Below are 24,963 nucleotides of genomic sequence, written 5' to 3'. Positions count from 1 at the left end.
CGCCGCTCCCGCATCCTCGGCGGATGCTGGATCTCGTGATCGTCGATGACCATCCCGCGGTCCGGTCGGGGTTGCGCGGGTTGCTCGACGATGAGGACGGGCTGCGCGTGGTGGCCACCGCGGCCACCGCGCGCGAGGGGTTCGAGGCGATCGCGGACCTGCGTCCGGCGGTCGCGCTCGTGGATCTGCACCTGCCCGACGACGACGGGCTCTCGCTCACCCTGCGCACGCGCGCGCTGCCGGAGCCGCCGCGGGTCGTCATCTACAGCGCGTTCGCGGACGCGGCGCTCGGCGTGCGGGCGGCCATCGCCGGGGCCTACGCGGTGCTCGCCAAGTCGGCGTCGCCGCGCGCGCTGACGTCCGTGCTGCGTGGCGAGCTGCGCCCGGCGCTGGACCCGCGCGCGCTGCGGGCCGTCGGGGAGCGGCTGGAGCCGTCGGACCTCGCGATCCTGGGCATGCTCGCCCACGGCGTATCCGAGGAGGAGCTGGCGTCGACGCTCGGCCTTTCGCTCCAGTCGGCGCTTACGCGGCGTCAGCAGATGCTCGCGCGGCTGTCGGGGCGCCGACCCCTCGCGGCCGCCTAGCGCACCCTGCCAAAATAGGCGGCATGCCCACGAGAGACCAGATCCTCGAGGCGCTTAAGGTCGTCATCGATCCCGAGCTCCACAAAGACATCGTCACGCTCGGGATGGTCCGCTCGATTGACATCGCGGAGTCCGGTGCCGTGAACGTCACGGTCTCGCTGACGACCCCCGGCTGCCCGATCAAAGGCCATTTCCAGACCGGCGTCGCCGCCGCGGTCAAGTCCGTCGAAGGCGTCACCGCCGTCAGCGTCGGCTTCGACGTGCTGTCCGACGTCGAGAAGCAGGGCCTGCAGAAGAAGCTCGGTCGTGCCGCGGGGCTGCCCGAGGGCGCACTCGCGCAGGTCGCGAACGTCGTCTGCATCGGCTCGGGCAAGGGCGGCGTCGGCAAGTCCACGCTGACGGTCAACCTCGCCGCCGCGCTGCTGGCCGAGGGCAAGACGGTCGGCGTGCTGGACGCGGACGTGTGGGGCTACTCGATCCCGCGCATGCTCGGCCTCGGCGGCCAGCGTCCCAAGGTCTCTCCCGAGCGCAAGATCCTCCCGCTGGAGGCGCACGGCCTGAAGGTCATCTCGATCGGCTTCTTCCTCAAGGAGGACGAGGCGGTCGTGTGGCGTGGCCCGATGCTGCACAAGGCGCTCACGCAGTTCCTCGACGACGTCGCCTGGGGCGAGCTGGACTACCTGCTGATCGACCTGCCGCCGGGCACCGGCGACGTCTCGATGACGCTCTCCCAGCTGCTCCCGCAGGCCACGTTCATGATCGTCACGACGCCCCAGGACGCCGCCCAGAAGGTCGCGCGCCGCGCCGCGCAGATGGCCGACAAGGTCGACCTGACGATCAGCTCCGTGATCGAGAACATGTCCGGCTTCACGACGCCGTCCGGCGAGCGCTTCCCGATCTTCGGCGAGGGCGGCGGCCAGAACCTGGCCGACGAGCTCGACGTGCCGCTGCTCGGCCAGGTGCCGCTGACGATGCCGCTGCGCGCCCACGCGGACGCCGGCATCCCGCTGGTGGCCGTCGATCCCGACGACGCCGCCGCGCAGGCGATCTTCCACGCCGCACGCGGCCTCATCGCGCTCGCGCCCGCGAAGCCGATCGCCCTGCCCGTGCTGGACTCCACCCCGGCTCCGGCCCTCCAGGTCGTCCAGGCCGGCCCGCCGCAGCCCGTGGGGATGTCCCTCCCCATGGCCGGCTAGCAAGAAGCTTCGAGGCGGCGGCGGGGGCCGCCGCCTCGGCTAGTCCTCGATCCGCACCAGCGCGTGGTTGCGCCGACCGCGGCGCAGCAGCAGGAACGTCGCGTCTGCCGCGTCCAGCTCGGCCTCGGCGCGCTCACCGTTCACGTAGGCGCCGCCCGACTCGACCGTGCGGCGGCCCTCGGAGTAGCTCGAGACGAGGCCGGTGGCCTGCAGCAGGCCCGCGGTGTTCTTCTCGGCCAGCTCGGTGCGGGTGAACCGGAACGTCGGGATCTCGCCGTCCAGCACGTCGAGGTCGCGTTCCTCCAGCGTGCCACTGAACAGCGCCGCGCGGGCGCGGTTGGCGGCCTCCGTGGCCTCCTCGCCGTGCACCCAGGACGTCAGCTCGTCGGCGAGCCGCGCCTGCGGCAAGCGCCGGCCACGGTTCTCCTCGTGCTCGGCCATCAGCGCGTCGACGTCCTCGGCGCTCAGCTGCGTGAACTTCAGCAGCAGCGAGCGGACGTCGTCATCGGCGCTGTTGAGCCAGAACTGGTGGAACGCGTAGGGCGAGGTGCGCTCGGGGTCGAGCCAGACGCTCCCGCCCTCGGTCTTGCCGAACTTGGTGCCGTCGGCCTTGGTCATCAGCGGCCAGACAAGCCCGAACGCGCGACCGAGGCCGCGGCGCCGGATCATGTCCGTGCCGGCCGTGATGTTCCCGTACTGGTCCGAGCCGCCGACCTGGAGCTCGCACTCCTCCGCCTTGCGCAGGTGCACGAAGTCGTAGGCCTGGAGGATCTGGTAGCTGAACTCGGTGTAGGAGAGCCCGGCGTCCGACGCCAGCCGCGTGCGCACCGAAGTGCGGTTGAGCATGTCGTTGACCGAGACCAGCTTGCCGATCTCGCGCAGCAGCTCCAGCGCGGAGATCCGCAGCCACCAGTCGCGGTTGTCGGCCATGATCGGCTCCGAGCCCTCGAGCAGGCGTGACATCTGCTCGTAGAGCCCGGCCCGGTTGCGGTCCAGCTCCTCCTCGCCGAGCAGGTTGCGCTCGGCGCTCTTGCCCGACGGGTCCCCGACCATGCCGGTGAAGCCACCGACGAGCGCGATCGGCCGGTGGCCGAAGCGCGCGAACAGGCGCAGCACGGCCAGGCCCTGCAGGTGGCCGACGTGCAGGCTGGACGCCGTCGGATCGAACCCGCAGTACAGCTTCAGCGGGCCCTCGGCGAGGCGGGCGCGCAGCGCCTCCTCGTCGGTGCACTCGTCGAAGAGACCGCGGGCGTGAAGCTCGTCGAGGACGCTCTGGGTGCTAGCGACCGGCAAAGTACGCAGCGTTGCGCTCAGCGAAGGGAGCCCACTCCTCCGGCAGCTGATCTTCAGCGAAGCACGCGTCTACGGGGCAGGCTTCGACGCAGGCGTCGCAATCGATGCACTCGTCCGGGTCGATGAAGAGCATTTCGACCTTGTCGTAGTCCGGCTCGTCGGGCGTCGGGTGGATGCAGTCGACGGGGCAGACCTCGACGCAGGAGTTGTCCTTGGTTCCAATGCAGGGCTCGGCGATCACGTAGGCCATGGCGTCAATGGTCGCATAGGCTGAAGATCGACTTGCTGCTTCTGACCGGTGCCACTGGCCTGCTGGGTCACGCCGTCGTGCGACGTCTGGTCGCGCGAGGCGTCCCCGTGCGCTGTCTGGTGCGGGATCCGCGCCGTCTGGGACCCGAGCGCGTAAGGGTGCAATTGGCGATCGGAGATCTGGCCGATCCGTCTTCGTGGCGCAACGCGTTGCGTGGTGTGGACACCGTGATCCACCTCGCGGGCGGTGCGCGCGACCAGGCTCGCGCGTCCGTCGAGGAGCTCAACGGCCTCGCCACCTTCCGGCTGCTGCAGGCCGCGGAGCGGGTGGGCGTGGAGCACTTCGTGTGGATCACGCCGCTCGGCGCGACGCCCCACCACCCGATGCGCATGCAGCGGGCGAAGGCGCTCGCCGGCGCGGTGGTGGAGGAGGCCGAGATCCCGACCACGACGCTCGCCCACTCGCTCATCTACGCTCCCGGCGACCGCCACCTGCTGTGGATCGAGCGGCTCGGCTACCTGCCCGTGGTGCCGCTGGTCGGTCGCGGGATCGCGCGCACGCAGCCGATCTGGGCCGAGGACATGGCCGACGCGGTGCTCGCCACGCTGAACGGCGCCGACGGGCACCGCCGGTTCGAGCTCGCCGGCCCGGAGACCCTCACGCAGCGTGAGGTCGTCCGGCTCGTGCTGGCCGCGGCCGGAAGGCGACGCCGCCCGCTCCCGCTGCCGCTGGCGGGCCTGCGGGCCGCGCTGCGGGCCGAGGAGACGCTCGCCGGGCCCACGTCCTTGATCACGTGGGACGAGGCGCAGCTGCTCGCGATCGAGATGCTCTCCACGCGCGGGACCGAGGACGCCCGCGCGCTCGGCGTCACCCCGCGCCCGATGTCGGCGGTCTTAGGTGCGCCCAGGGATTCGCGTACTCGAGTTGCCGTGCCAGCTGCAGGAGCCGATCCTCGGCCAGCGGCCGGCCGATGAGTTGCACGCCGGTCGGCAGGCCGTCGGCGCCGAGCCCGATCGGCACCGCGATCGCGGGCTGCCCGGTCACGTTGAACAGCGACGTGTAGGGCGTGAAGACGCCGGAGCGCGAGAGGTCGCGCATCGGCTCCTCGCCGCAGCCGTGGCACTCGCCGATCTTCAGCGGCCGCTCGCCCAGCGCGGGCGTGAGCAGGACGTCGTAGTCGGCGAAGAAGGCCACGAGCCGCCGCGCGAGCCCCTGCAGCTGGGCGAGCGTGCTCAGGTAGGCGACGGCGGGGGTCGTGCGGGCGCGGTCGAGGATCGCGCGGGAGAGCGGCTCGATCTCGTCCTCTCCCGGCTCGCGGCCGTTGATCCGCACCGCCGACTCGATCCCGAGCGCGATCGCCGGGCCGAAGACGTTGATGAACGCGTCCAGTACCTCGGCGGGCGGGAAGGGCGGCGTGACCTCCTCGACCTCGTGGCCGACGCCCTGGAGGATCTCCGCCGCCGTGCGCACGCCGGCGAGCGCGTCCGCGGGCGGCTCCACGCCGAGCGGGTTCGCGGCCGTGACGGCGATCCGCAGCTTCCCCGGGTCCCGCCGCATCGCCGTCGCGTACGGCTCGGGCGGCTTCGGCGCCCAGTTGGCGTCGCCGACCTCGTAGCCGCCGATCACGTCCAGCGCGTGCGCGGTGTCCGCGACCGTGCGCGTGAGCACGCCGTTGCAGGCCAGGAAGGACTCGCCCATGTCCGGGCCGACCGACACGCGGCCGCGGCTCGGCTTCAGCCCCACCAGCCCGCAGCAGGCCGCGGGGATCCGGATCGAGCCCCCACCGTCGTTGCCGTGCGCGATCGGCACCAGCCCCGCCGCGACCGCCGCCGCCGACCCGCCGCTGGAGCCGCCCGGCGTGCGCTCCAGGTTCCACGGGTTGCGCGTGGGACCGTCGAAGCGCGGCTCGGTGGTCGGCAGGATCGCGAACTCCGGCAGGTTCGTGATGCCCACGACCACGAAGCCCGCTTCCTGGAGGCGCTGGACCAGGAAGGCCGAGTGATCGGGCCGGAAGCCGTCGAGGAACTTCGAGCCGCTGCTGAGCGGATAGCCCTCGACCGGCACGTTGCCCTTGATGGCGATCGGCACGCCCGCGAACGGCTGCCCGTCGCCGGGCTCGACCCGGTCCGCCGCGGCGAGCGCCCGCTCGGCCTCGACGGCCGTGAACGCGTTGATCGCCGGGTTCAGCGCCTCGATCCGGCGCAGCGCCGCCTCGGTGACCTCCCGCGCGCTGGCCTCCCCGCTCCGGACGAGCGCAGAGATCTCCACGGCGGAAGCGAACGCGGTGTCCACCATCCGGGCACCCTACCTACTAGTGTCGTCGCCGCTTTATGCGCGCACTTGTCAAGGCACACGCTGAGCCCGGTCTGTGGCTCCAGGACGTACCCGAGCCTGAGATCGGGATCAACGACGTGCTCATCCGCGTCGACCGCACGGGGATCTGCGGCACTGACCTGCACATCTCCAACTGGGACGCCTGGGCCCAGAAGACCGTCCCGGTCGGGCTCGTGATCGGGCACGAGTTCGCGGGGGACGTCGTCGCCGTCGGCGACAACGTCACCGGCTTCAAGCCCGGCGACCACGTCAGCGGCGAGGGCCACCTCGTCTGCGGCCGCTGCCGCAACTGCATGGCGGGCCGGCGCCATCTGTGCGCGCACACCGAGGGCATCGGCGTCTCGCGGACCGGCGCGTTCGCCGAGTACATCGCGCTGCCGATGACCAACGTCTGGCATCACGGCGCGAACATCGACCGCGACGTGGCGTCGATCTTCGACCCGTTCGGCAACGCCGTCCACACGGCGCTGGCGTTCCCGGTGCTCGGCGAGGACGTGCTGATCACCGGCGCGGGCCCGATCGGCGCGATGGCCGCGGCGGTCGTCCGCCACGCCGGCGCGCGCCACGTCGTCATCACCGACGTCAACCCGAGCCGGCTCGAGCTCGCGCGCAAGATGGGCGTCACGCGCGCCGTCGACGTGCGCACCGAGAAGCTCGCCGACGTCCAGCACGAGCTGGGCATGGACGAGGGCTTCGACGTCGGCCTGGAGATGTCGGGCAACGCCAGCGCGCTGCGCGACATGATCGCCAACATGTCGCACGGCGGGAAGATCGCGCTCCTGGGCATCCCGCCCGAGGAGTTCGCGATCGACTGGAACCAGGTCGTGTTCAACATGCTCACGATCAAGGGCATCTACGGCCGCGAGATGTACGAGACGTGGTACGCGATGACCGTCATGGTCCAGAGCGGGCTGGACATCTCGCCCGTGATCACGCACCACTTCTCCGCCGCCGACCACGAGGAAGCCTTCGCCACGGCGGCGAGCGGCGAGGCGGGCAAGGTCATCCTGCACTGGAGGGACTAGGGCATGTACTCGGTTCGTGAGCAGCTCGCCGGTGAGCTCGACGAGATCCGCGCCGCGGGCCTGTTCAAGGCCGAGCGTGTGATCGGCTCGCCCCAGCAGGCCAACGTGACGGTCGCTGGCGGTGAGGTCCTGAACCTCTGCGCGAACAACTACCTCGGGCTCGCGGATCATCCCGCGCTGATCGAGGCCGCGCAGGAGGCCCTGGACCGCTGGGGCTTCGGCATGGCGTCCGTGCGCTTCATCTGCGGCACGCAGGAGATCCACAAGGAGCTCGAGGCGCGCATCTCGTCGTTCCTCGGCATGGAGGACACGATCCTCTACGGCTCCTGCTTCGACGCCAACGGCGGGCTCTTCGAGACGCTCCTCGGGCCTGAGGACGCGGTCATCTCCGACGCGCTGAACCACGCGTCGATCATCGACGGCATCCGCCTCTGCAAGGCCCAGCGCTACCGCTACGCGAACTCGGACATGGACGAGCTCGAGGCGCACCTGAAGGCCGCGTCCGGTGCCCGGCGCCGGCTCATCGCGACCGACGGCGTCTTCTCCATGGACGGCTACGTGGCCAAGCTCGACGAGATCTGCGACCTCGCGGAGAAGTACGACGCGATGGTCATGGTCGACGACTCGCACGCCGTCGGCTTCGTCGGCGAGGGCGGCCGCGGCACGCCGGAGCTCAAGGGCGTGATGGACCGCGTGGACATCATCACCGGCACGCTCGGCAAGGCCCTCGGCGGCGCGTCGGGCGGCTACACGAGCGGCAAGGCCGAGATCGTCGCGCTCCTGCGCCAGCGCTCGCGCCCGTACCTGTTCTCCAACACGCTCGCGCCGCCGATCGTGGCCGCCTCGCTGAAGGCGCTCGAGCTGCTGGAGAGCGGCGGCGAGCTGCGCGAGAAGCTGCGCGCCAACACCCAGCGCTTCCGCTCGCGCATGACCGAGCTCGGATTCGACGTGCTGCCAGGCGATCACCCGATCGCGCCGGTCATGTTCGGTGACGCGGTGCTGGCCGGTCGCACGGCCGAGGCGATGCTCGAGCGCGGCGTCTACGTGATCGCGTTCTCGTTCCCGGTCGTCCCGCGCGAGCAGGCCCGCATCCGCACGCAGATGTCGGCCGCGCACTCGCTCGAGGACATCGACCGCGCGATCGACGCGTTCGTCGACGTCCGCTCAGAGATCGCCGGGTAGCGGCACCTGCTGGGGTGGGGCGCCGGTCTCGGCGTCCCACGCCTCGTAGGCCTCGCCGTCGCGGCCGATGTGCTCGCCCGCGCCGCCGAGCGCGAGCAGCAGGCAGTCGGCGGGGCCGCGGTTGACGAGCTGGCGCCGTACGTCAGGCGCGACGCGCACGATCTCGCCCTGCTCCAGCGCCCGCTCTTCGCCCTCGATGCCGAGCGTGAGCGTGCCGGCGAGCACGAGGAACACCTCCTCCGCCCCGTCACTTTCATGCCTGGATGCCGATCCAGGTCTCGGACTCCTCGGGCGTGAGGCCGCCGTGGTGGCCCTTGAAGCGGCGTTCCGGGCTCGGCGCGCTCGTCAGGCCGACCATGCGGCCGGGCGCCGGCAGCACGCAGACGTCGGCGAGGCGGTCGCGCAGGCGCGGGCCGAGCTGCTCGAACAGCTCGTGCGCGAGGCGGACCTCGGCGCGGTGCTCGAGCCGGGCCTGCAGCTCACGCACGACGGTGTCCGGGTCGTCGACGTGCAGGAACAGGTCGCGCGCGGAGCCGGCGGGCGGGCGCGTCAGGTGGCGCGTGACCTCCGGCCAGAACAGGTCCAGGTGGTCCGTGGTGTGCACGTCGAGCTGGCCGTGGTCGGCGGTCACGAGCAGCGGGGTCTTCACGGTCGCCAGCGCGTCGAGCGCCCGCAGCGAGGCGTCGACGAACGCCTGGCTCGACGGTCCCTCGCGGTGGCCGGTGGCGTCGATCGCGTCCCAGTAGAGGAAGGTGAGCCCGGGCAGCGCGCCCAGCCGCGCCGCGCCCTCCTCGATCGTCTCGAAGGGGATGATCGTCGCGCCCGCGAACGCCGCCGAGCCGTACGGCGTGTCCGCGATCTGTGCGGGCTGGAGGACGGTGGCGCCCGCGCAGCGGCTCGGCCACGGGAACAGCTCGGCCGGCGCGATCGTCAGCGGCTCGTCGCGATCGGCGTACGCGAACCGCAGCGGCCGGATCACGTCGCCGACGACCGGCTCGAAGCACCGCCACTCGTACAACCCGTGCTCGGTCACCGGCAACCCGCTGTAGAGCGTCGTCAGGTGCGCGGTCGTCGTCGACGGGAACTGCGAGCGCATCGGCTCGATCTCCAGGCCCTTCAGGAACGGATGGTCGGCGTGGCGCTGCACGAACGCCCACCCGAACGCGTCCAGCAGCACGACGCCGAGCTGATCCTGCTCCGCCGCGAGCGCGTCGATCCGCGCGGGCAGGTCAGCGAAGCCCAGCACGATCCTCGATCGCGGCGACGATCTCTTCGGGGCGCGAGGTGAACACGTCGGCAGGCAGCCTGATCGCCTGGCTCGCGGTGCGAATCACGATCACGCGCGAGCGCCTCGAGTCGAGCTCGACCCCCTCGACCTCATCCCAGGACAGCTCGTGCCGGCGGTTGAGCACCGCGACGAGCCGGGTCGGGGTGAGCACGATTCCGCGCGGGCGCAGCAGCGCGACCCCGTTGACGACGGCCATGGCGCCGCCGGCGACGGCGATGGACCCGCCGATCAGCGGCTCGCCCAAGAGCGCGATGACGTTCCCGGCGGCCGTCAAAACCAGCATGCCGGCCACCAGCACGCCCTGCTTGGCGCGTGCGAGCGGATACCGCGTCGCCTCCTCGCCTTCGAAGGTCGTCTGCTCGACCAGCGCCTCACCGGTCATGCCCGGCGGTAGCGGATCTCGAGCGCGGGCTTCATGCGCGGCGGGAGGCGACCAGCGTCTGCGCGAGGGCGACGGTGAGCGGCTCGACGTCGTCGATCGACGCCGAGTGCAGCAGGCGGACGCCCGCGTTGACAACGCCCTGGACGAGCTGGGCGGCGAGCCGGGCGTCGGGGTCACCGTGCAGCTCGGGCTCGAGCAGCGCGGCGGGACGGTAGGCGAGCGCGTTGATGCGCGCGCGGACGGCCGGGCCGAGCGGCGCGTCGCCCAGCAGCTGGGCGAGCCGGTGGGCGCCCGCGACGACGAGCCGGAGCTGGATCGAGACGTAGGCGGCGATGCGCGCGTCCGGGTCCGGGGCGGCGTCCATGGCGGTGCGCAGCTCCTCCAGCCAGCGAGGCATGTCGCGCTCGCACAGCGCCGCGATCAGCTCGTCGCGGTTCTTGAAGTAGCGGTAGATCGAGTTGCGGGCGAGCCCGGTGCGCTCGCCGAGATGCCCGAAGTTGAGCGCGCTGTGACCCTCCTCGAGGAGGATCTGCTCGGCGCCGTCCAGCAGCGCCTCGCGCTGCTGCGCGCGGTGCTCGACGACTGTGGGCGCGTCAATCTGGGGCATGAACGCGAAATGCTAGGCGGTCGGGGGGCGCACAGCGGGTGGCGGCCGCGAGAGAGTCGGTGCCATGAGAGCCATGTTCGTCGTCGCGGCGCTGGGTCTGGCGGTCGCGACACCGGCTGCCCACGCCGACGTCACCACCCAATACTTCGCGCTTCCGGCGGGGATCGCGAGCACTACGGGTGCCCTGGAGGTCACGCCGGACGGGAACGTCTTCTTCGGCGGCAGCGACAACACCGAGGAGCCGCCGATCGGCCGCGTGAACACCGCGCAGGTCACGCCGGGGACCTCGACCGGGATCACCGGCCTCAAGACGCCGGACGCCGAAGGCTGCTGCTCCTCGCAGCTGCGCGACATGACCTGGTCGGCCAAGGACGCGCGGCTGTACTTCACCCGCAGCGACCGCACGGTCGGCAAGCTGGTCGGCGACACGGTCACGCTCGGAACCGTGCCGGTCGCGCCCTGGGGCATCGCCGCGGCGCCCGGCGGCGGCGCCTGGATGGCGGAGTACTCCGCCGGGCCGGGGACTGCGGACCCGTTCCAGCGGCTCGGCAGCCGGATGGCGTTCGTCGCGCCCGATCTCACGCTCGGCGAGCTGCCGAGCCTGCAGACCTACACCGGCACCTACTACTCGATCCGGTTCGACGCGCTGCCGCGCGGCGTGACGGTCGCGCCCGACGGGACGCCGTGGTTCACGCAGGCGAACCCGGGCAACGCCGGCTATCGGGTCGCCAAGGTGACGGGCGGCAGCTACGTGGAGTACGACGCGCCGTGCGGCGCCGGGTCGCCGTGCTCGGGCAGCCACACCGGCACGGGGCTCACCGACGTCGCGGTCGCCCCGGACGGAGCCGTCTGGTACACGAACGAGCTCAAGCGCGCGGTGACGCGCATGGTGCCGGGCGCCTCCCAGGTCGAGTACCCGCTCGACGCGATGGGCTTGGTCGGCGGCATCCCGCGGTCGATCGCGGTCGGCGCGGACGGCGGGCTCTGGCTCGCGGTCGGCGGTGCGGCGAGCGCGAACGCGATCGTCCGGGTGGACGCGGTGAGCCTGCAGGCCACGCTCTACCGGCTCGGCAGCGCCAACGCTCCGCTCAACGCCGTGCCGGACACGGCGCGCGGCACGGTCTGGTTCGTCGGCGGCGCCGGCGCGGGCGGGACGGCGATCGGCCGGCTCGTCGGCCTCGAGGGCATCGCACCGCCGACCGGCGGTGGCGGTGGCGGCGGCGGGCCCGAGACCGGCGGCGAGGGAACGGTCGTGACGCCCCCGGGCACCGCGCCCACCCCGACCACGACGACCGTCCTCACCGGCGGCACCGTGGCGACGGCGAGCGTGTCCAAGCCCTCGGTCAAGGGCGACAGCATCACCGCGAACCAGATCTGCGTCGGCCCGCCGCAGGACAAGTGCAGCCTGGTCTACCTGGTCCAGACGCGCGAGTACGTCAAGGGCTTCCCGGGCGCGCACAGCTCGGCGGCGAAGCTCACGACGATCGGCAAGGCGACCGTGACGCTCAACGGCGGTCAGAGCAAGAAGGTCACGATCAAGCTCAACAGCAAGGGAAAGAAGCTCCGCAAGAAGCTCAAGTCCTTCAAGGCGACCCTGACCGTGACTCAGACGGTCAAGGGCACCAAGAAGCCGAAGCAGGTCCTGAAGAAGAACGTGACCTTCAAGCGCGGGGGTTAGACCGCTTCGCCACGGGCGCGGCGGGCGAGCTCCACCGTCGCGCCGCGCAGGTCACCCGGCTTGTTCGCCGTCTCCGCGAACGCGATCCGCGTGGTGGTGAAGCCGCGCGGCGTCTGCACGTTGAGGTTCATGCCGTAGCGGTCGATCGCTGAGCAGGTCGCCTCGGTCGCGTCCGGGTGGCCGCCGAGCACGCGGACCATGTCCAGCAGGTTCTGGGCGTGGTCCTCGTTGAGGTGCTTGATCGCGTAGGCGGCGCCGGCGGCCGTGGGGTCGGCCTCGGCGGCGTGGTAGTCGGCGGCGTCGGCGGAGTCCATGCGGCCGTAGCCGCCGACCCAGCGCACCCGGTCCACGCGCAGCGCGTAGTACGTGAAGTCCCCGAAGCCGCCGTACAGGCCGGACGCGGGCGAAGCGGCCTTGTAGGCCTCCTTCGCCTCCTCCTCGGCCGCGCCGGCGAGCACCTCGACGCGACCCGCGAGCGTGACGCGGCCGTTGTCGAGCGGGTCGCCGACGGGATCGGCCTCGCCGATCATCAGCGACGCGCGCGGCTCACGCGTGAGGTTGCGGCCGTGCTCGGCCAGCGTGGAGAGGCAGAGGATCGGCGTGCCGTCCGCGAGCGCCGCGTACAGGACGGCCGAGGCCCACGGCGTGCCGTCTTCGCTCGTGGTCGCGAGGGCGGCCATCTTGCCCTGGGCGACGAGCGTCCGGGCCTCCTCAGCCGCGGTGCGCGTCTGAGAGGGAGTGACGGGAGTCAGCGGCGCGGCGCCCATGTAGGCGTCAGCGGGCGCGATGTGGTCAGTCGGGAACGCGGGAGCGGCCATGTCCCGGCACGTTAGCGACAGGTGTCTCCAAGATCAAGACACCTGTCGCCAAGATTGTTAGGTGACCCTAACGGAGCGTGATGAGGGCGCGGCGCGTGCCGCTCGTGAGCTTCACGACGTAGCTGCCCTTGAGGCTCGTCGTCGTCAGGTGGCTGACGCGGAGCTTGCGGCCCTTGAGCGTGCCGGTGGCGAGGACCTTGCCGGTCTTGCGCTGGAGCACGCGGACCTTGCGCGTCGCGGTGCCGGTGAACGGCGCCGACTTCAGCGTGAAGGTGCTGATCTTCGCGCTCGTGCCGTTCTTGCCGTCCTTGCCGGCGGGACCCTGCGGGCCGGCCGGACCCTGCGGACCGACGGCGCCGGGGGACCCCAGCACGGTCGTGCCGGCCGCGCCGGCGTTACCCGTCTCGCCCGTGTCGCCCTTCGGGCCCTGCGGACCCGTGCCCGGCTCCGGGTACTCGACCGCGAGCGTCAGCGTGATCGCGCCGTAGCGAGCCTGGCCCGCGTAGCCGGCCAGGATACTGTCCGCGGTGCCGATCGGGACGATGTTGCTGATGCGCTTGGAGCCGTCGGCGCGCTGCGTGACCGTCGCGTTGGACAGGTCCAGGTTGAACTGGACCTTCGAGTGATCCACGGCCACCGGGGTCGCCGCGATGGTGGTCCCGGTGGAGGTGATGGTGCCGGTCAGGCCGTTGAGCGTGATCCGCGGATTCACGAACGTGCCGTTCCATGCGTGGGAGACGAGGTCCAGCTTGCCGGTCAGGTTGACCGTGCCGACACCGAGGTCGCTGTACGTGCCGCCGGCGTCGACCGGGAAGCCGAGCGTGTAGATCTGGTCGAGACCCTTCGGCGAGGCCGGGTCGATCGTCGTGATCGCGCCGGCGGGGCCGGTGATCGTCGCGGGAGCGTTCGCGGTCACGGAGCCGTTGGACGGGAAGCCGCCCGTGGCGTTGGTGATGTAGCCGAACCACGTGTTCGTCGTGGCGCCGGAGGCGTAGGCGTTGGCCATGGTCCAGTCGACCTTGCCGCCCGTGACCTTGTAGTCGGCGGCCGAGGCCGTGGCCGGGGCGACGAGCAGCGCCGTCGCGCCGAGCGCCAGGAAGAGCTTGCGCATGTGAGTCCGTGAGTCCTTTCGCGGGATCATTCGGTGTTGAAGGAGATGGAGACCGACCCGAACGGCTCGCCCGGGAGGTAGTAGCCGGCAAAGAGCGAACTGGCAGCCCCGGGCGGGATCGCGCCCGGGATGCGCTCGTAGGCGAAGGCGTTGCCCCCGCCGGTGACGGTGGCCTTGGAGACGTCGAGCGTCTCGACGACGGCCCGCTTGTTGCCTCCGGCTGTGCCGTCCGAACCGGTCATCCGGAAGATCACGCGGGAGGCCGGTCCGTCGAGCTCGACCTCGGGGTCGTTGACCACGAGGTCGATCGTGTGCTGCTGATAGCGGAAGGCGACGGTGCCGGTGAACGCGATGCGCGCGGCACCCGTCGCCGGGTCGCACCAGCCTTCGGCGAACGGGAAGGTGAAGGCGTAGACGAGCGGCGGGGCGCCCTCGAGCGACTCGGGCGCCGTCCCGGCGGCGCCGCGTGAAGGCGTGGTGCCCTCGCCGGCCGCGATGTAGCGGATGAACGACTCGCGCACGCGCCACGTGAGCGTCGCGCCGGTGACCGTGCGGGCGCCGGCGGGCCGGGCCTTCACGGGTGGCTCGGTCGTGCCCGGCGTCGGCGGCGTGCCACCGGCGGTGGTCGTGACGCAGGGGCCGGTCGGCGCGGGCTGCGGCGCCGTCGGCGCCGGGGCGCCAAAGCTGGCGGCGGCCGCGACGGTGGCGAAGCTCGAGCGCGGGAGCGCCCGCACCTTGAGCTTGCGGGCGATCGTCCGGGCGGCCGCGGCGCCCAGCGTCGCGCCCGTGCGCTCCAGCGAGACGCCGGCGGCGGTCTGGTTGGGCGCGACGGCGAGCGTGAAGAGCGTGCTGCGCTTGCCGCCGAGCACGGCCGTGACGCGCGGGTTGGTGCCCAGCTCCAGACGCGGGGCCGTGAGCGTGATCGAGCGGCGCTTCGCGCGCAGTCGGAACCCGCCCGCCGTGCGCAGCGACTTGGCGTCCCCGGCGCTGAGCGGGAGCGAGAGCGTGCGGCCGCTGCGCGAGACCTTGCCCGTCGTTCCCAGGGTCACGCCGCGCGCGTCGAGAGCGCGGTCGGCCTTCGCGGTGACCGTGAGCGTGAGCGAGCCGGTGGTGGCGGCCTGCGCGGACGGAGCCAGCACCGCGAAGGCCAGCGCCGTGCCGAGGAGGCGCTTCATCGCGTCGGCAGCGCGATCGTGAAGGTGCCCCACGCCGAGCCGTCGTAGGAGCCGCCGCCGATGCGGTCGCCGGTGTCGATGACCGTCGCGGGCACGCTGATCCAGCGCGTGACACCGCTGGTGGTGACGGGCGTGATCCCCGTCAGGTTCAGCGAGAGGACGGGCTGGCCCGTGTACGGGGTCGGCGCCGCGGTGCAGGTCGCCGGGCTCGTGTCGAACGGCTTCGCGTAGCCATCGGCGTAGACCGTCCCGGTCAGGCCGCCGGGGTTGATGACGACCCGCAGCGAGCCGATCTGCTCGTTGATGCCGTGGACGGGGAGCGTGTAGGTCACGTTGCCCCCGAGCACGACCGTGGCGGAGCCGTCGGTTCCCACCTCGCTGCTGAGCACCGGGAAGCGGTGGTCGTACTTGTCGCCCGCGACGACCTGGGACGCACCGAAGCCGGGCACGATGCTCCCCGCCGAGCCGGGGCACGGGAACTGCGGGAACGGCATCTGCAGGTAGTTCGTCCAGCTCTTGAGATCGGTGGAGCCGGGCAGCGCGCAGCCGAACCAGTCGACGACGCCGGCGGGCGTCTTGTCGAAGCGCTGCGCGCAGTCGAGGGCGGGGCCGGGCGTCGCGGTCGCGCTCGGGGTGGCCGTGGCCGTGGCGGTGGGCGTTGCGGTCACCGTCGGCGTGGCGATGGGGGTGGACTCCGGCGTGGGCGAGGCCTGGACGGTCGGTGACGGACCCGGCGCAGGCACCGCGATCGGCGTCGGGGCCGGGACCGTGCCGAGCTCCGGCGCGATCGCGACGCTGAAGGTCCCGAGCGCGGCGGTCGACGGCGTGCGCTTGAGCTTGAGCGTGCTGCGCAGCGCCTTCGCGGCGGCCGGCGTGAGCGCGATCTTCGCGCGGGTGAGCGCCAGGCGGCCGGCCGCGGCGTCGAGCTCAGCGGGCCGGGTCGGCGTGACCGCGAACAGCTTGACGCGCTGCTTGCCGACCTTGCCGGAGATCGACGACGACGTCCGGCCGAGCGCGAGCTCGAGCGCGGTCGCGTCAACCTTGCGCTTGCCGGCGGTGAACCGGAGCGAGCCGATGAGCTCGACGGTGGCTGAGGAGCCGATCGTCGTCTTGCCCGGACCGAGCCACAGCGTCGTCTTCTTCGGGCCGCGTGGGACCGAGGCGACGCTCAGCGACGACTGCTTCAGCGCGCGCTGGCCGGAGGCCGACAGCTCGATGGAAGCGGGTGCCGGGGTGGCCGCAGCGGTGGCGGGAACCACGGCGCAGAACGCAACGACGAGAGCGAAGACAGAGCGACAGTAAGACATCAGTCCAATTCCGACCTGGGTGGACGGAAAACGACCCTAACACACCGGCTTAGGGTAGCCTAATGGGCCCCATGAACCGCCTTGTCGTCGCCGTCTTTCTGGCTCTCCTGCTCTTTGCCGCTCCCGCGCAGGCCGCTCCCCGCGTCGCCGCGCTGACTCCCTTCTCTGCTTCCACGATCACCCGCCTCGGCGTGCGCCCGGTGGTGGTCGGCCAGACCCTCGGTGGCACCGACCAGTACCTCGCCTCGCTCAAGGGCGTGCCGGTGCTGACGCTCACGCATCCGCTGGGTCCGAACATGGAGCAGCTCGCCACCTACAACCCGAGCATCGTGCTGTCCAGCAAGACCTGGCAGCGTGGCTCCGCGCCGATGCGCCGGCTCGGGATGAAGGTCTACGAGTCCGATCCCACGAGCGTTGCGGCCGTCGGCCGTGAGACGCGCGCGATCGGCAAGCTCCTCGGCCGCACGCGGGCCGCCAACTCGCTCGCGACCAAGATCGAGAACGACGTGCGCGCCGCCCAGCAGGGCATCAAGCGCCGCCTGCGCGTGCTGCTCATCCTCGGCGTCGGCCGCACGCCCTACGCGATGCTCGCGAACTCCTGGGGCGGCGACGTGGTCGCCAAGGCCGGCGGGCAGCTGCTCACCAACGGCCTCACCGCGCCGAGCGGGATCGTCCGCATCTCGGACGAGATCGTCGTGCAGCGCAACCCGGACATCATCATCGCCGTGCCGCACGGCAACCCGGGCGCGATCAGCAAGCTCGCGAAGTACTACGCGTCGAACCCGAACTGGCGCAACACCAAGGCCGTCAAGAACAAGCGCGTGTACGTTGCCACGGGCAACCAGCTGCTGCAGCCCTATCCGGGCGTGGCGGCGACGATCCGCAGCGTCCGCGCCAAGTTCCTGAAGAACTACTGATTTGACGCTCCGCCGATCTTCCGTGGTCGTGACGGCCACCGTCGCGCTGCTCGCGGCCGCGACGGCGTCGATGATCCTCGGCGCGGTCCACGTGCCGTTCTCGGACATCTGGCAGTCGCTGACCGGGCAGGCCGAGGAAGGGCCGCTGCGGCAGATCGTCGTCGAGCTGCGGCTCCCGCGGACGGTGTCCGCGATCGTCGTGGGCGCCGCGCTGGGTGTGGCCGGCGCGCTGCTGCAGGGCGCGCTGGCGAACCCGCTCGCGTCGCCGGACGTGATCGGCGTGACGGGCGGCGCGGGGTTCGGCGCGATGCTGACCCTGCTGGTGTGGCCGAGCGCGATCGCGCTGCTGCCGGTCGGCGCGCTCGTCTTCGGCGTCACCGCCGCGGGGATCGTGTTCCTGATCGGCTGGTCCGGCGCGCACGCGGGTGCGATCGGGCGGGTCATCCTCGCCGGGATCGCCATCACGGCGCTCTTCAGCGCCGCCACCACGTCGCTCATGGTTGCCTACAGCGACCGGGTGCAGTCGGCGATCTTCTGGATCGCGGGCGGCCTGTCGTCGGACGGGTGGTCGTCGCTGAGCGTCGTCTGGCCGTACTTCAGCGTCGGCTTCGTGATGGCGATCTTCCTCGCGCGGCCGCTCGACCGGCTCGCGCTGGGTGACGATGTCGCCGCGTCGCTCGGCGGGCGTCCGCGGCTCGTGCGCCTCGCGGCGGCCGCCGCGGCCGCGCTGCTGGCGTCGTCCGCCGCCGCGATCGCGGGCCTGCTCGGCTTCCTCGGGCTCGTGATCCCGCACCTCGTGCGGCTCGCGGGCGGGACGGCGTCGCACCGCTTCGTCATCCCCGCCTCGGCGCTCACCGGCGCGGCGCTGCTCGTCGCCGCCGACACGCTCGCGCGCGTGGTCCTGGCGCCGATCGAGCTGCCCGTCGGCCCGCTGATGGTCGTGCTGGGCGTGCCGCTGTTCCTCTGGCTCCTGCGCGAAGCCGTATGAGCGAGGCGCGTCTGGTCGCCACCGACGTGCACGTGAAGATCGGCGACACGCCGATCCTGCACGGCGCCTCGATGAGCGTGCACGCGGGCGAGCTGCTCGCGGTCGTCGGGCCCAACGGCGCCGGCAAGTCGACGCTGTCGCGCGCGGTCTCCGGGTTGCAGGCGATGGAGCAGGGCGACGTCCGCTGGGGCGGCACCCCGCTCGGCGAGCTCAAGGGGCGCAAGATCGCCCGGCTGCGCGCGTTCGTTCCCCAGCGCGCGCCGGTACCCGCGGGCGTGACGGTCCGCGAGGCGGTCGAGCTCGGCCGCTCCCCCCACATCAAGGCCTTCCAGCGCCCCACCCGGCACGACCACGACGCGGTCGACCAGGCCATGGAGCGCACCAACACCTACGAGTTCGCGGACCGGCGCCTGACGACGCTGTCGGGTGGCGAGCTCCAGCGCGTCCAGATCGCGGTCGGGTTGGCGCAGGAAGCGCCCGTCCTGATCGCCGACGAGCCCACCTCGCACCTCGATCTCGGCGCGACCGCGATCGTCGCGCGGCTCCTGCGCCGCCTCGCCGACGACGGCCTGTCCGTGATCCTCGTCGTGCACGACCTGGCGCTGGCCGCGGCGATCGCGGATACCGTGGTGGTCATGGCCGCAGGCAAGACCGCCGCGACCGGCAAGCCCGCCGAAGTCCTGACCCCCGAGCGCCTGAGCGACGTGTGGCGCGTGGACGCCGAGCTCGACGACGCCGGCGCGCTGCGTGTGAACTGGCTCGGCCGGTGAATCGCCGTGCCGCGCCGCAATCGCCGTGCCCCGGGCCCACCGCCGGTCCTGTTCCAGCCCGCCCGCGCGCAGCGCACGAGCTGTGAGAACAAGGAGCGCTACGCCAGCGAGGCCGAGGCGCGGTCGATCGCGCTGATGAACGCGGCGCCGGGCCGCCCGGCCGCGACCCGCCCGTACCAGTGCACCATCTGCGGTGGCTGGCACTTGACCTCGCGCTGACGGCGAACGTCAACGGCTGAGCACACCGTCGGGCGCCGCGTCAAGCAAACTCGCGCTTCGCGGCGAGCCCGCTTGACCCGACGCGGCCGGCGCGCTCATGTGCAGATGAGCCGGGTTCCCCGGACTGTGGAACGCGTACGCGTTCCCCTCGGACATGGCTAGGGCCGGGTTCGCAGGGGGTGTCGTACAAAACGCGCCTGCCAGGCCGCTTTTGTGCGGCACCCCCCGATTTCGGGCCTGATCGAGGGGGGTGCCCAACGTGAGCGTCCTGACAGGACCGTTTCGTAAGGGCACCCCCTCCCGAAACCGGCCCTAGCCGTCAAACCGGGGGAACGCAGCGCGTTCCACAGTGAGGGGAACCCTCCTCACCTGCCCACACCACACCGGCCGCGACGGGTCAAGAAATTCCTGTTGCGGCAGCACAACGCGCGGCCGCGCGGGCATGAATTTCTTGACGCGGCGCCCGACGGTGTGGTCTGCCGTCGCTGTTGCCGTTAACGGCCGAGGGCCCGGCAAACGCCGGGCCCTCGAGCCAACAACTTCAGCCGTGAGGCTGGCTTACATCATGCCGCCCATGCCGCCCATGTCGGGCATGCCACCGCCGCCGCCGCCATCCTTCTCCGGGACCTCGGCCACGATGGCCTCGGTGGTGAGGATGTTCTTGGCGATCGACGCGGCGTTCTGCAGCGCGGAGCGCGTGACCATGGCCGGGTCGATGACGCCCGCGGCCACGAGGTCGACGTACTCGCCGGTCGCGGCGTTGAGGCCGATGCCGGCCTCGCTGCGACGGACCTCGTTCACGACGACCGAGCCCTCGAAGCCGGCGTTCTCCGAGATCTGACGGAGCGGCTCCTCGAGCGAGCGCAGGACGATGCGCATGCCGGTCTTCTCGTCGTCGATGCCGGTGGCGTCGAGGTTGATGGCCGCAGCGGCCTCAACCAGCGCGATGCCGCCGCCGGGGACGATGCCCTCTTCGAGCGCCGCGCGGGTCGCCTGGAGGGCGTCCTCGACACGGTGCTTCTTTTCCTTCATCTCCGTCTCGGTGGCCGCGCCGACCTTGACGACGGCGACACCGCCGGAGAGCTTGGCGAGGCGCTCCTGGAGCTTCTCGCGATCGAAGTCGGAGTCGGTGTTCTCGACCTCGCCCTTGATCTGGTTGATGCGGCCCTTGATGGCGTCGGTCTCGCCGGCGCCGTCCACGATCGTCGTGTTGTCCTTGGCGACAACGACGCGACGCGCGCGGCCGAGCTGCGAGATCTGCGTGTTCTCGAGCTTGAGGCCCATCTCTTCCGTGATGACCTCGCCGCCCGTGAGGATCGCGATGTCCTCGAGCATGCGCTTGCGGCGATCGCCGAAGCCCGGGGCCTTGACGGCGACGCCCGTGAACGTGCCGCGGAGCTTGTTGACGATGAGCGTGGCCAGAGCCTCGCCCTCGACGTCCTCGGCGATGATCAGCAGCGGGCGGCCGGACTGGATGACCTGCTCCAGCACGGGGAGGATGTCGCGGACGGAACCGATCTTCTGGTTCGCGATGAGGATGTACGGATCCTCGAGGACCGCCTCCATGCGCTCCTGATCGGTCGCCATGTAGGGCGAGATGTAGCCCTTGTCGAACTGCATGCCCTCGGTGAACTCGAGGTCCATGCCGAAGGTCTGACCCTCTTCGACGTTGACGACGCCGTCCTTGCCGACCTTGTCGATGGCGTCGGCGATGACGTCGCCGATCTCCTCGTCGCCGGCCGAGATCGTCGCGACGCGAGCGATCTGGTCCTTGCCGGAGATCTCCTTGGCCTGCGAGCGGATGTGCTCGACGACCTGGTCGACGGCGATCTCGATGCCCTTCTTCAGGGACAGCGGGTTCGCGCCGGCGGCCACGTTCTTGAGGCCGGTGCGGACGATGGCCTGCGCGAGGACCGTCGCGGTCGTGGTGCCGTCGCCGGCAACATCGTTGGTCGCCGTGGCGACCTCGCGGACGAGCTGGGCGCCCTGGTTCTGGAAGACGTCCTCGACCTCGATCTCACGAGCGATGGTCACACCGTCGTTCGTGATCGTGGGAGCACCGAACTTCTTGTCCAGGACGACGTAACGGCCGCGCGGGCCGAGGGTCACCTTGACGGCGTTGGCAACGGCGTCCACGCCGAGCTCGAGGGCCTTGCGGGCCTCGACGTCGTACTTCAGTTCCTTGTGAGCCATGTGAGTCTAAATCTCCTTAGGGGGTCAGCCAGTGACCTTGGCGAGGACATCCGACTCACGGAGAACGAGGAGATCCTCGCCCTCGACGGTGATCTCGGTGCCGCCGTACTTCGAGTACAGGACCTCATCGCCCTCGACGACGTCGAGCGGCTGACGCGTGCCGTTGTCGTCGAGCTTGCCGTCGCCGACCGCGAGGACCTTGCCCTTCTGGGGCTTCTCCTTCGCCGTGTCGGGAAGAACGATGCCGGAAGCAGTGGTCGCTTCCTCCTCGACGGCCTTGACGATCAGACGATCGCCGAGCGGCTTGAGCTTCATTGAGTGACCTCCACTCAGATGGGTGCCTGCGGAATCCTGTTGGCACTCCCACAGCGAGAGTGCCAGCGGCGGCCCATGATACGACGAAAGTCGAGGTCGTCAAGAGGGAATTGGCACTCGCTTCACAAGAGTGCCAATTCCTTTAGGTGGCGCTAATTCTGAGCGCCGCCGACGCCGCGCAGGCGATCCTGGAAATCCGGGGGGTTCTCGACGATCTGCGAGAAGCGCACCACCGTGACCGTGTCGTCGAGCGCGACTTCACGATCGTAGATCTGCTTGAGGAAGTGCACGAGCTCCTCGGTACGGCGGAACTCGGGGTTGTCGTGCTCGATGTCCCGCGGAGACAGGTCCTTGACCCGCTTGACCTCCACGTTGTCGATGACGGCGTGGAACAGCTTCTCGCGCGGCGAGTACTGGTAGCCGACGGTGACGAGCACGACCTGGTTCTTGCGGTACTTGTGCCGCTTGTCGCCGAGGCGGATGGTGGCGGTCTTGCGACCGCGCTTCATCTGGTCGGCGAACACCGTGGAGTAGAAGTTGAGGACCTGCACGAGGCGGCAGACTAGCGTCCGGAGGCCTTCTTGGACAACAAGCGCTCGATCAAGGCTCGCTCGCCCGGGTAGGAAAGTGTCTCCTGGGCGTGTGAAAGCGCGATCCAGCGCGCGTCGTCGACCTCGTGATCGTGGTCGCTCGTGGAGCCGTCGACGTACTCGCAGAGGAAGAAGTGGACGGTCTTGCGGACTCGCCGGCCGCCGCGGCGGTAGGTGTAGCGAACATCGCCGAGCGGCTCGAGCACGGTCGCGACCACGCCCGTCTCCTCACGCACCTCGCGTGCTGCGACCTCCTCCGGCGTCTCGCCCGCTTCCATCCCGCCCTTGGGGAGCCCGGTGACGGTCTTGCCCGCGGGGGTGATGACGAGGAGCTCTTCTCCCCGCAGGACCACTCCGCCGTAAGACGTCTCGAGCTCAGTAGACATAGTTGCGCAGCGCGTCAGGGTCGTGGACGACCAGCCGGCCGCGACCCTGAGAGATCACCCCTGCCCGTTCGAGCGTCGCGAGGAACCGGGAAGCCGACTCGCGTGAGGAGCCGGCGAGCATGGCGAGGTCGGCCTGGGTGGCCGTGATCTGCACCTCCTCGGGCGAGGCGCCCTCGGTCACCGCCTGCTCGACGAGCTGCTGGATCACGCCCGCCACGCGCGACTGCACGGTCTGGAACGACTGGCTGGCGAGGCGCTCGTTGGTCGCGCGCAGCCGGCGCGCGAGGGAGCTGGCGAGCGCGACCGCGAGCTGCGGGCGGCGCAGCATCACGCGGCGCATGTCCGGGCCGAGGATGGCGAGCGCCTCCATCGCGTCGATCGTCTCGACCGTGGCGCTGCGGCGCTCGTCGTCGAACATCGCCAGCTCGCCGAAGATGTCGCCCGGACCGAACGTCGCGAGCGCGATCTGCCGGCCGTCGGCGTGCTCGCGCACGGCGCGCGCATGGCCGGTGCGGACGACGTAGCAGGTGTTGGACTCGTCGCCCTCGCGGAAGACGACCTCACCCGCGCCGAAGCGACGCGGGTGAGAGACCTCGGCCACCAGGGCGAGGTCGTCGGGACCCAGTGAGGCGAACACCGGGACGCGGGAGAGAAGCTCGGCGGTTGGGAGTGTGCTGCCCGTCACGTACCCGGGGGGTCTACCACTCCCAGCGGAATCTATGCCCCCTCGAGTGCGCGCTCCCGCCGTCGGCGCGTGGTGATTCGGACCGCAATCCACGCCAGGACGCCGATCGCGACGATCGGAAGAACGATTGCGAGGACGATGACCAACACGCCCGCCACGACCTCGAGCACGCGCACCGCGTCGCCGACCGCGTCGCCCGCGGTCCAGCGGCCGTCGTCGTCGGCCGGTGCGGCCGCACCCGAGGACTTCGTGCCGCGGATCTCCAGGTCGACCGTGGCGTAGCTGACGTCGCGGCCGAGCTCGTTGACCTCGCGCGTGCGCCGGGTGACGCGGCGGGTCGCCTGGTTGACCAGCGCACGCAGCCGCTGGCGCTCCTTGTCCGTGGTCGCCTTCTCGAGCCGGTTGCGCAGGCCGTCGCGGTCGGAGCGCGCGTCGCGCACGGCCGCCTCCATCGCCTCGCGCTGGTCGGTCAGGTCCTCGGTCTGCTGGGTGCGCGACTGGACGTTGGCGAGCTTGGAGATGCGGCCGAGCCCGTCGTCGAGCTTCGCGGATGGGATCCGCAGCGACAGGTTCGCGATCGCCCGGCGCGAGCTGGGCTGGTCGATCTCCGAGCTCTGCACGTAGCCGTCGAGCTGGTCGACGATCGTGATCGCGCGGTTGGTGAGGCCCTGGACGCGATCCGGCGTCGTCGCGAGCGTGAGCGAGGCGCTGGCCCGGACGGCGCGCTTCTCGTCCGGCGAGCTCGTCGTCGGGGAGACGGTGGAGAGCGGTTCCGGGGTCGCCTCGGCCGCGGGTGCGGACGAGGACCCGCCGCTGCCGGAGTCCTCGCTGGTGGTGGACTCCGTGTACGAGGCGCTGCTCGCCGGCTCATCGTCGCCGCCGCCGGTGCCGGAGAGCCCGGCGATCATGACGATGCCGATCACCCCCGCGACGGCCAGCGAGGCCACGATCGCCACCATGTGCTCGCCCACGCGGATCAGCGCCGCCCGCGGCCGCGAAGGGGGGTTCGGGAAGCGGTGCGCGACGCGCGAGTCGAGCTTGAGCGTCCACGCCGGGTCGGGGGCGGGCTTGGTCTCCCGCAGCAGGGTCTCGAGGTCAGGCATCGAGGGCCTCCCGAAGCTTGTTGATGGCGCGGTTCAGGAGCGTGCCGGCGTTCGACACGGTGACGCCGAGCACCTCGGCGATCTCGGCATTGGAGAGATCGGCGTGGTACTTGAGCGCGATCACCTCGCGGTCGCGGGCGCCGAGCTTCGCGAGCCCGGCGCGGACCGCGTCCCGCTCGGCGGCCGCCTCGGCGGCTTCATCCGGGCCCGGCTCGTGCAGCGGACCGGGGATCGGTGCCGTCGCGGCGCGCTTGCGCCGTCGGAGCTCGTCCAGCGCCGCGTTGCGGACGATGCCGAACAGCCACGCGCGCGGTGAGCCGCGGCGGGCGTCGAAGCGTGAGCGCTTGCGGTAGGCGCGCTCGAACGCCATCGCTGTCACGTCTTCCGCCGCCGCGCTGTCCCGTAGGAGGGTCGCGGCGTAGGCGAAGACGTCGTCCCGCGACTCGCGGTAGAGCGCATCGAAGTCGAAGGCTCGTTCGGCGGTGGCGGGAACGGTCGCTGTAGTGGCCGTCACACCCTCACTACGACGGCGTCTGGAAACCATCACAGCCCGCGCTAGATTCTTCG

Annotated in this window: 28 protein-coding genes; 10 read left to right on the top strand and 18 right to left on the bottom strand. The window is 71.3% G+C overall.

Going from position 1 to position 24,963, the window contains the following annotated elements:
• The first annotated feature begins 23 nt into the window (after nucleotides 1–23).
• Nucleotides 24–584 (top strand): response regulator, encoded by a 561-nt coding sequence (locus tag OJ997_RS02370; protein WP_270023392.1) that lies wholly within the window; start codon nucleotides 24–26, stop codon nucleotides 582–584.
• 23 nt (nucleotides 585–607) lie between these two features.
• Nucleotides 608–1,780 carry an Mrp/NBP35 family ATP-binding protein gene (locus OJ997_RS02365; RefSeq protein WP_270023391.1) on the top strand — a complete coding sequence of 391 codons (1,173 nt, stop codon included), beginning with the start codon at nucleotides 608–610 and terminating at the stop codon, nucleotides 1,778–1,780.
• A gap of 39 nt (nucleotides 1,781–1,819) precedes the next feature.
• Here OJ997_RS02365 and tyrS read toward each other — a convergent pair whose 3' ends face one another.
• Complete coding sequence (tyrS, locus tag OJ997_RS02360; RefSeq protein ID WP_270023390.1) at nucleotides 1,820–3,073, bottom strand: tyrosine--tRNA ligase; 1,254 nt, start codon at nucleotides 3,071–3,073, stop codon at nucleotides 1,820–1,822.
• Nucleotides 3,060–3,323, bottom strand: a complete 264-nt coding sequence (locus OJ997_RS02355; protein WP_270023389.1) for a 4Fe-4S dicluster domain-containing protein — start codon at nucleotides 3,321–3,323, stop codon at nucleotides 3,060–3,062. Before OJ997_RS02355 ends, tyrS begins: the two co-directional genes overlap by 14 nt.
• Before the next feature lie 32 nt (nucleotides 3,324–3,355).
• On the opposite strand from OJ997_RS02355, the gene OJ997_RS02350 reads away from it, so the two are divergent.
• Nucleotides 3,356–4,297, top strand: a complete 942-nt coding sequence (locus OJ997_RS02350; protein WP_270023388.1) for an SDR family oxidoreductase — start codon at nucleotides 3,356–3,358, stop codon at nucleotides 4,295–4,297.
• On the opposite strand, the gene OJ997_RS02345 is transcribed toward OJ997_RS02350, so the two are convergent.
• A complete protein-coding gene (locus tag OJ997_RS02345; RefSeq protein WP_270023387.1) occupies nucleotides 4,191–5,618 on the bottom strand; it encodes an amidase in 1,428 nt (475 codons plus the stop codon). The two genes, OJ997_RS02350 and OJ997_RS02345, sit on opposite strands and share 107 nt — an antisense overlap.
• A gap of 35 nt (nucleotides 5,619–5,653) precedes the next feature.
• Between OJ997_RS02345 and tdh the strand changes: the two genes are divergently transcribed.
• Together tdh and OJ997_RS02335 are read left to right on the top strand one after the other, a co-directional pair.
• Nucleotides 5,654–6,682, top strand: coding sequence for an L-threonine 3-dehydrogenase (gene tdh, locus OJ997_RS02340; RefSeq protein ID WP_270023386.1), 1,029 nt, complete (start codon nucleotides 5,654–5,656; stop codon nucleotides 6,680–6,682).
• Nucleotides 6,683–6,685: 3 nt separating this feature from the next.
• Complete coding sequence (locus OJ997_RS02335; RefSeq protein WP_270023385.1) at nucleotides 6,686–7,864, top strand: glycine C-acetyltransferase; 1,179 nt, start codon at nucleotides 6,686–6,688, stop codon at nucleotides 7,862–7,864.
• Here OJ997_RS02335 and OJ997_RS02330 read toward each other — a convergent pair.
• Genes OJ997_RS02330 through OJ997_RS02315 form a run of 4 tightly spaced genes read right to left on the bottom strand, consistent with a single transcriptional unit; the run spans nucleotide 7,847 to nucleotide 10,141 of the window.
• Nucleotides 7,847–8,098 (bottom strand): cupin domain-containing protein, encoded by a 252-nt coding sequence (locus OJ997_RS02330; RefSeq protein WP_270023384.1) that lies wholly within the window; start codon nucleotides 8,096–8,098, stop codon nucleotides 7,847–7,849. The genes OJ997_RS02335 and OJ997_RS02330 overlap by 18 nt on opposite strands.
• Nucleotides 8,099–8,117: 19 nt before the next feature.
• Nucleotides 8,118–9,110 (bottom strand): alkaline phosphatase family protein, encoded by a 993-nt coding sequence (locus OJ997_RS02325; protein ID WP_270023383.1) that lies wholly within the window; start codon nucleotides 9,108–9,110, stop codon nucleotides 8,118–8,120.
• The gene (locus OJ997_RS02320; protein WP_270023382.1) at nucleotides 9,094–9,534 is read right to left on the bottom strand and encodes a hypothetical protein; all 441 of its coding nucleotides are present in this window, start codon (nucleotides 9,532–9,534) and stop codon (nucleotides 9,094–9,096) included. Before OJ997_RS02320 ends, OJ997_RS02325 begins: the two co-directional genes overlap by 17 nt.
• A gap of 31 nt (nucleotides 9,535–9,565) precedes the next feature.
• Complete coding sequence (locus OJ997_RS02315; protein ID WP_270023381.1) at nucleotides 9,566–10,141, bottom strand: TetR/AcrR family transcriptional regulator; 576 nt, start codon at nucleotides 10,139–10,141, stop codon at nucleotides 9,566–9,568.
• Between the two features lie 64 nt (nucleotides 10,142–10,205).
• Here OJ997_RS02315 and OJ997_RS02310 point away from each other — a divergent pair, with 64 nt between their 5' ends.
• On the top strand, nucleotides 10,206–11,819 hold the full coding sequence (locus tag OJ997_RS02310; protein WP_270023380.1) for a virginiamycin B lyase family protein: 1,614 nt from the start codon (nucleotides 10,206–10,208) through the stop codon (nucleotides 11,817–11,819).
• On the opposite strand, the gene OJ997_RS02305 is transcribed toward OJ997_RS02310, so the two are convergent.
• The 4 genes from OJ997_RS02305 to OJ997_RS02290 all read right to left on the bottom strand — a co-directional run bounded on the left by OJ997_RS02305 (nucleotide 11,816) and on the right by OJ997_RS02290 (nucleotide 16,182).
• Complete coding sequence (locus OJ997_RS02305) at nucleotides 11,816–12,637, bottom strand: HugZ family pyridoxamine 5'-phosphate oxidase (RefSeq protein ID WP_270023379.1); 822 nt, start codon at nucleotides 12,635–12,637, stop codon at nucleotides 11,816–11,818. The two genes, OJ997_RS02310 and OJ997_RS02305, sit on opposite strands and share 4 nt — an antisense overlap.
• Before the next feature lie 67 nt (nucleotides 12,638–12,704).
• Nucleotides 12,705–13,748: a hypothetical protein gene (locus tag OJ997_RS02300; RefSeq protein WP_270023378.1), complete on the bottom strand. Its 1,044-nt coding sequence runs from the start codon at nucleotides 13,746–13,748 to the stop codon at nucleotides 12,705–12,707.
• A 26-nt stretch (nucleotides 13,749–13,774) separates the two neighbouring features.
• The gene (locus OJ997_RS02295; protein ID WP_270023377.1) at nucleotides 13,775–14,923 is read right to left on the bottom strand and encodes an HtaA domain-containing protein; all 1,149 of its coding nucleotides are present in this window, start codon (nucleotides 14,921–14,923) and stop codon (nucleotides 13,775–13,777) included.
• Entirely contained in the window at nucleotides 14,920–16,182 is a 1,263-nt protein-coding gene (locus OJ997_RS02290; RefSeq protein ID WP_270023376.1) for an HtaA domain-containing protein, read from the bottom strand. Before OJ997_RS02290 ends, OJ997_RS02295 begins: the two co-directional genes overlap by 4 nt.
• Nucleotides 16,183–16,301: 119 nt before the next feature.
• Here OJ997_RS02290 and OJ997_RS02285 point away from each other — a divergent pair, with 119 nt between their 5' ends.
• The 4 genes from OJ997_RS02285 to OJ997_RS02270 are packed head-to-tail and all read left to right on the top strand — an operon-like array spanning nucleotide 16,302 to nucleotide 19,124.
• Entirely contained in the window at nucleotides 16,302–17,147 is an 846-nt protein-coding gene (locus OJ997_RS02285) for an ABC transporter substrate-binding protein (RefSeq protein WP_270023375.1), read from the top strand.
• 28 nt (nucleotides 17,148–17,175) lie between these two features.
• A complete protein-coding gene (locus OJ997_RS02280; protein ID WP_270023374.1) occupies nucleotides 17,176–18,135 on the top strand; it encodes a FecCD family ABC transporter permease in 960 nt (319 codons plus the stop codon).
• A complete protein-coding gene (locus tag OJ997_RS02275) occupies nucleotides 18,132–18,905 on the top strand; it encodes an ABC transporter ATP-binding protein (RefSeq protein ID WP_270023373.1) in 774 nt (257 codons plus the stop codon). Before OJ997_RS02280 ends, OJ997_RS02275 begins: the two co-directional genes overlap by 4 nt.
• Nucleotides 18,906–18,911: 6 nt before the next feature.
• Entirely contained in the window at nucleotides 18,912–19,124 is a 213-nt protein-coding gene (locus OJ997_RS02270) for a hypothetical protein (RefSeq protein ID WP_270023372.1), read from the top strand.
• A gap of 558 nt (nucleotides 19,125–19,682) precedes the next feature.
• Here the strand turns inward: OJ997_RS02270 and groL are convergent.
• The 7 genes from groL to OJ997_RS02235 all read right to left on the bottom strand — a co-directional run bounded on the left by groL (nucleotide 19,683) and on the right by OJ997_RS02235 (nucleotide 24,910).
• Complete coding sequence (gene groL / locus OJ997_RS02265) at nucleotides 19,683–21,317, bottom strand: chaperonin GroEL (protein WP_270023371.1); 1,635 nt, start codon at nucleotides 21,315–21,317, stop codon at nucleotides 19,683–19,685.
• A 24-nt stretch (nucleotides 21,318–21,341) separates the two neighbouring features.
• Nucleotides 21,342–21,632 carry a co-chaperone GroES gene (gene groES / locus OJ997_RS02260; protein WP_028062857.1) on the bottom strand — a complete coding sequence of 97 codons (291 nt, stop codon included), beginning with the start codon at nucleotides 21,630–21,632 and terminating at the stop codon, nucleotides 21,342–21,344.
• A 152-nt stretch (nucleotides 21,633–21,784) separates the two neighbouring features.
• Nucleotides 21,785–22,183 (bottom strand): ASCH domain-containing protein, encoded by a 399-nt coding sequence (locus tag OJ997_RS02255; protein WP_028062855.1) that lies wholly within the window; start codon nucleotides 22,181–22,183, stop codon nucleotides 21,785–21,787.
• A gap of 11 nt (nucleotides 22,184–22,194) precedes the next feature.
• On the bottom strand, nucleotides 22,195–22,608 hold the full coding sequence (locus OJ997_RS02250; protein WP_270023370.1) for an NUDIX hydrolase: 414 nt from the start codon (nucleotides 22,606–22,608) through the stop codon (nucleotides 22,195–22,197).
• Nucleotides 22,598–23,245 (bottom strand): Crp/Fnr family transcriptional regulator, encoded by a 648-nt coding sequence (locus OJ997_RS02245; protein WP_270023369.1) that lies wholly within the window; start codon nucleotides 23,243–23,245, stop codon nucleotides 22,598–22,600. The genes OJ997_RS02250 and OJ997_RS02245 overlap by 11 nt, the downstream gene beginning before the upstream one ends.
• Nucleotides 23,246–23,325: 80 nt before the next feature.
• Nucleotides 23,326–24,396: a DUF4349 domain-containing protein gene (locus OJ997_RS02240; RefSeq protein WP_270023368.1), complete on the bottom strand. Its 1,071-nt coding sequence runs from the start codon at nucleotides 24,394–24,396 to the stop codon at nucleotides 23,326–23,328.
• Nucleotides 24,389–24,910, bottom strand: a complete 522-nt coding sequence (locus OJ997_RS02235) for an RNA polymerase sigma factor (RefSeq protein ID WP_270023367.1) — start codon at nucleotides 24,908–24,910, stop codon at nucleotides 24,389–24,391. Before OJ997_RS02235 ends, OJ997_RS02240 begins: the two co-directional genes overlap by 8 nt.
• Nucleotides 24,911–24,963: the final 53 nt, after the last annotated feature.

It is taken from the genome of Solirubrobacter phytolaccae, from assembly GCF_027587195.1.
Taxonomy (GTDB): domain Bacteria; phylum Actinomycetota; class Thermoleophilia; order Solirubrobacterales; family Solirubrobacteraceae; genus Solirubrobacter; species Solirubrobacter phytolaccae.
This window is presented reverse-complemented; position numbering and strand designations above follow the sequence as displayed.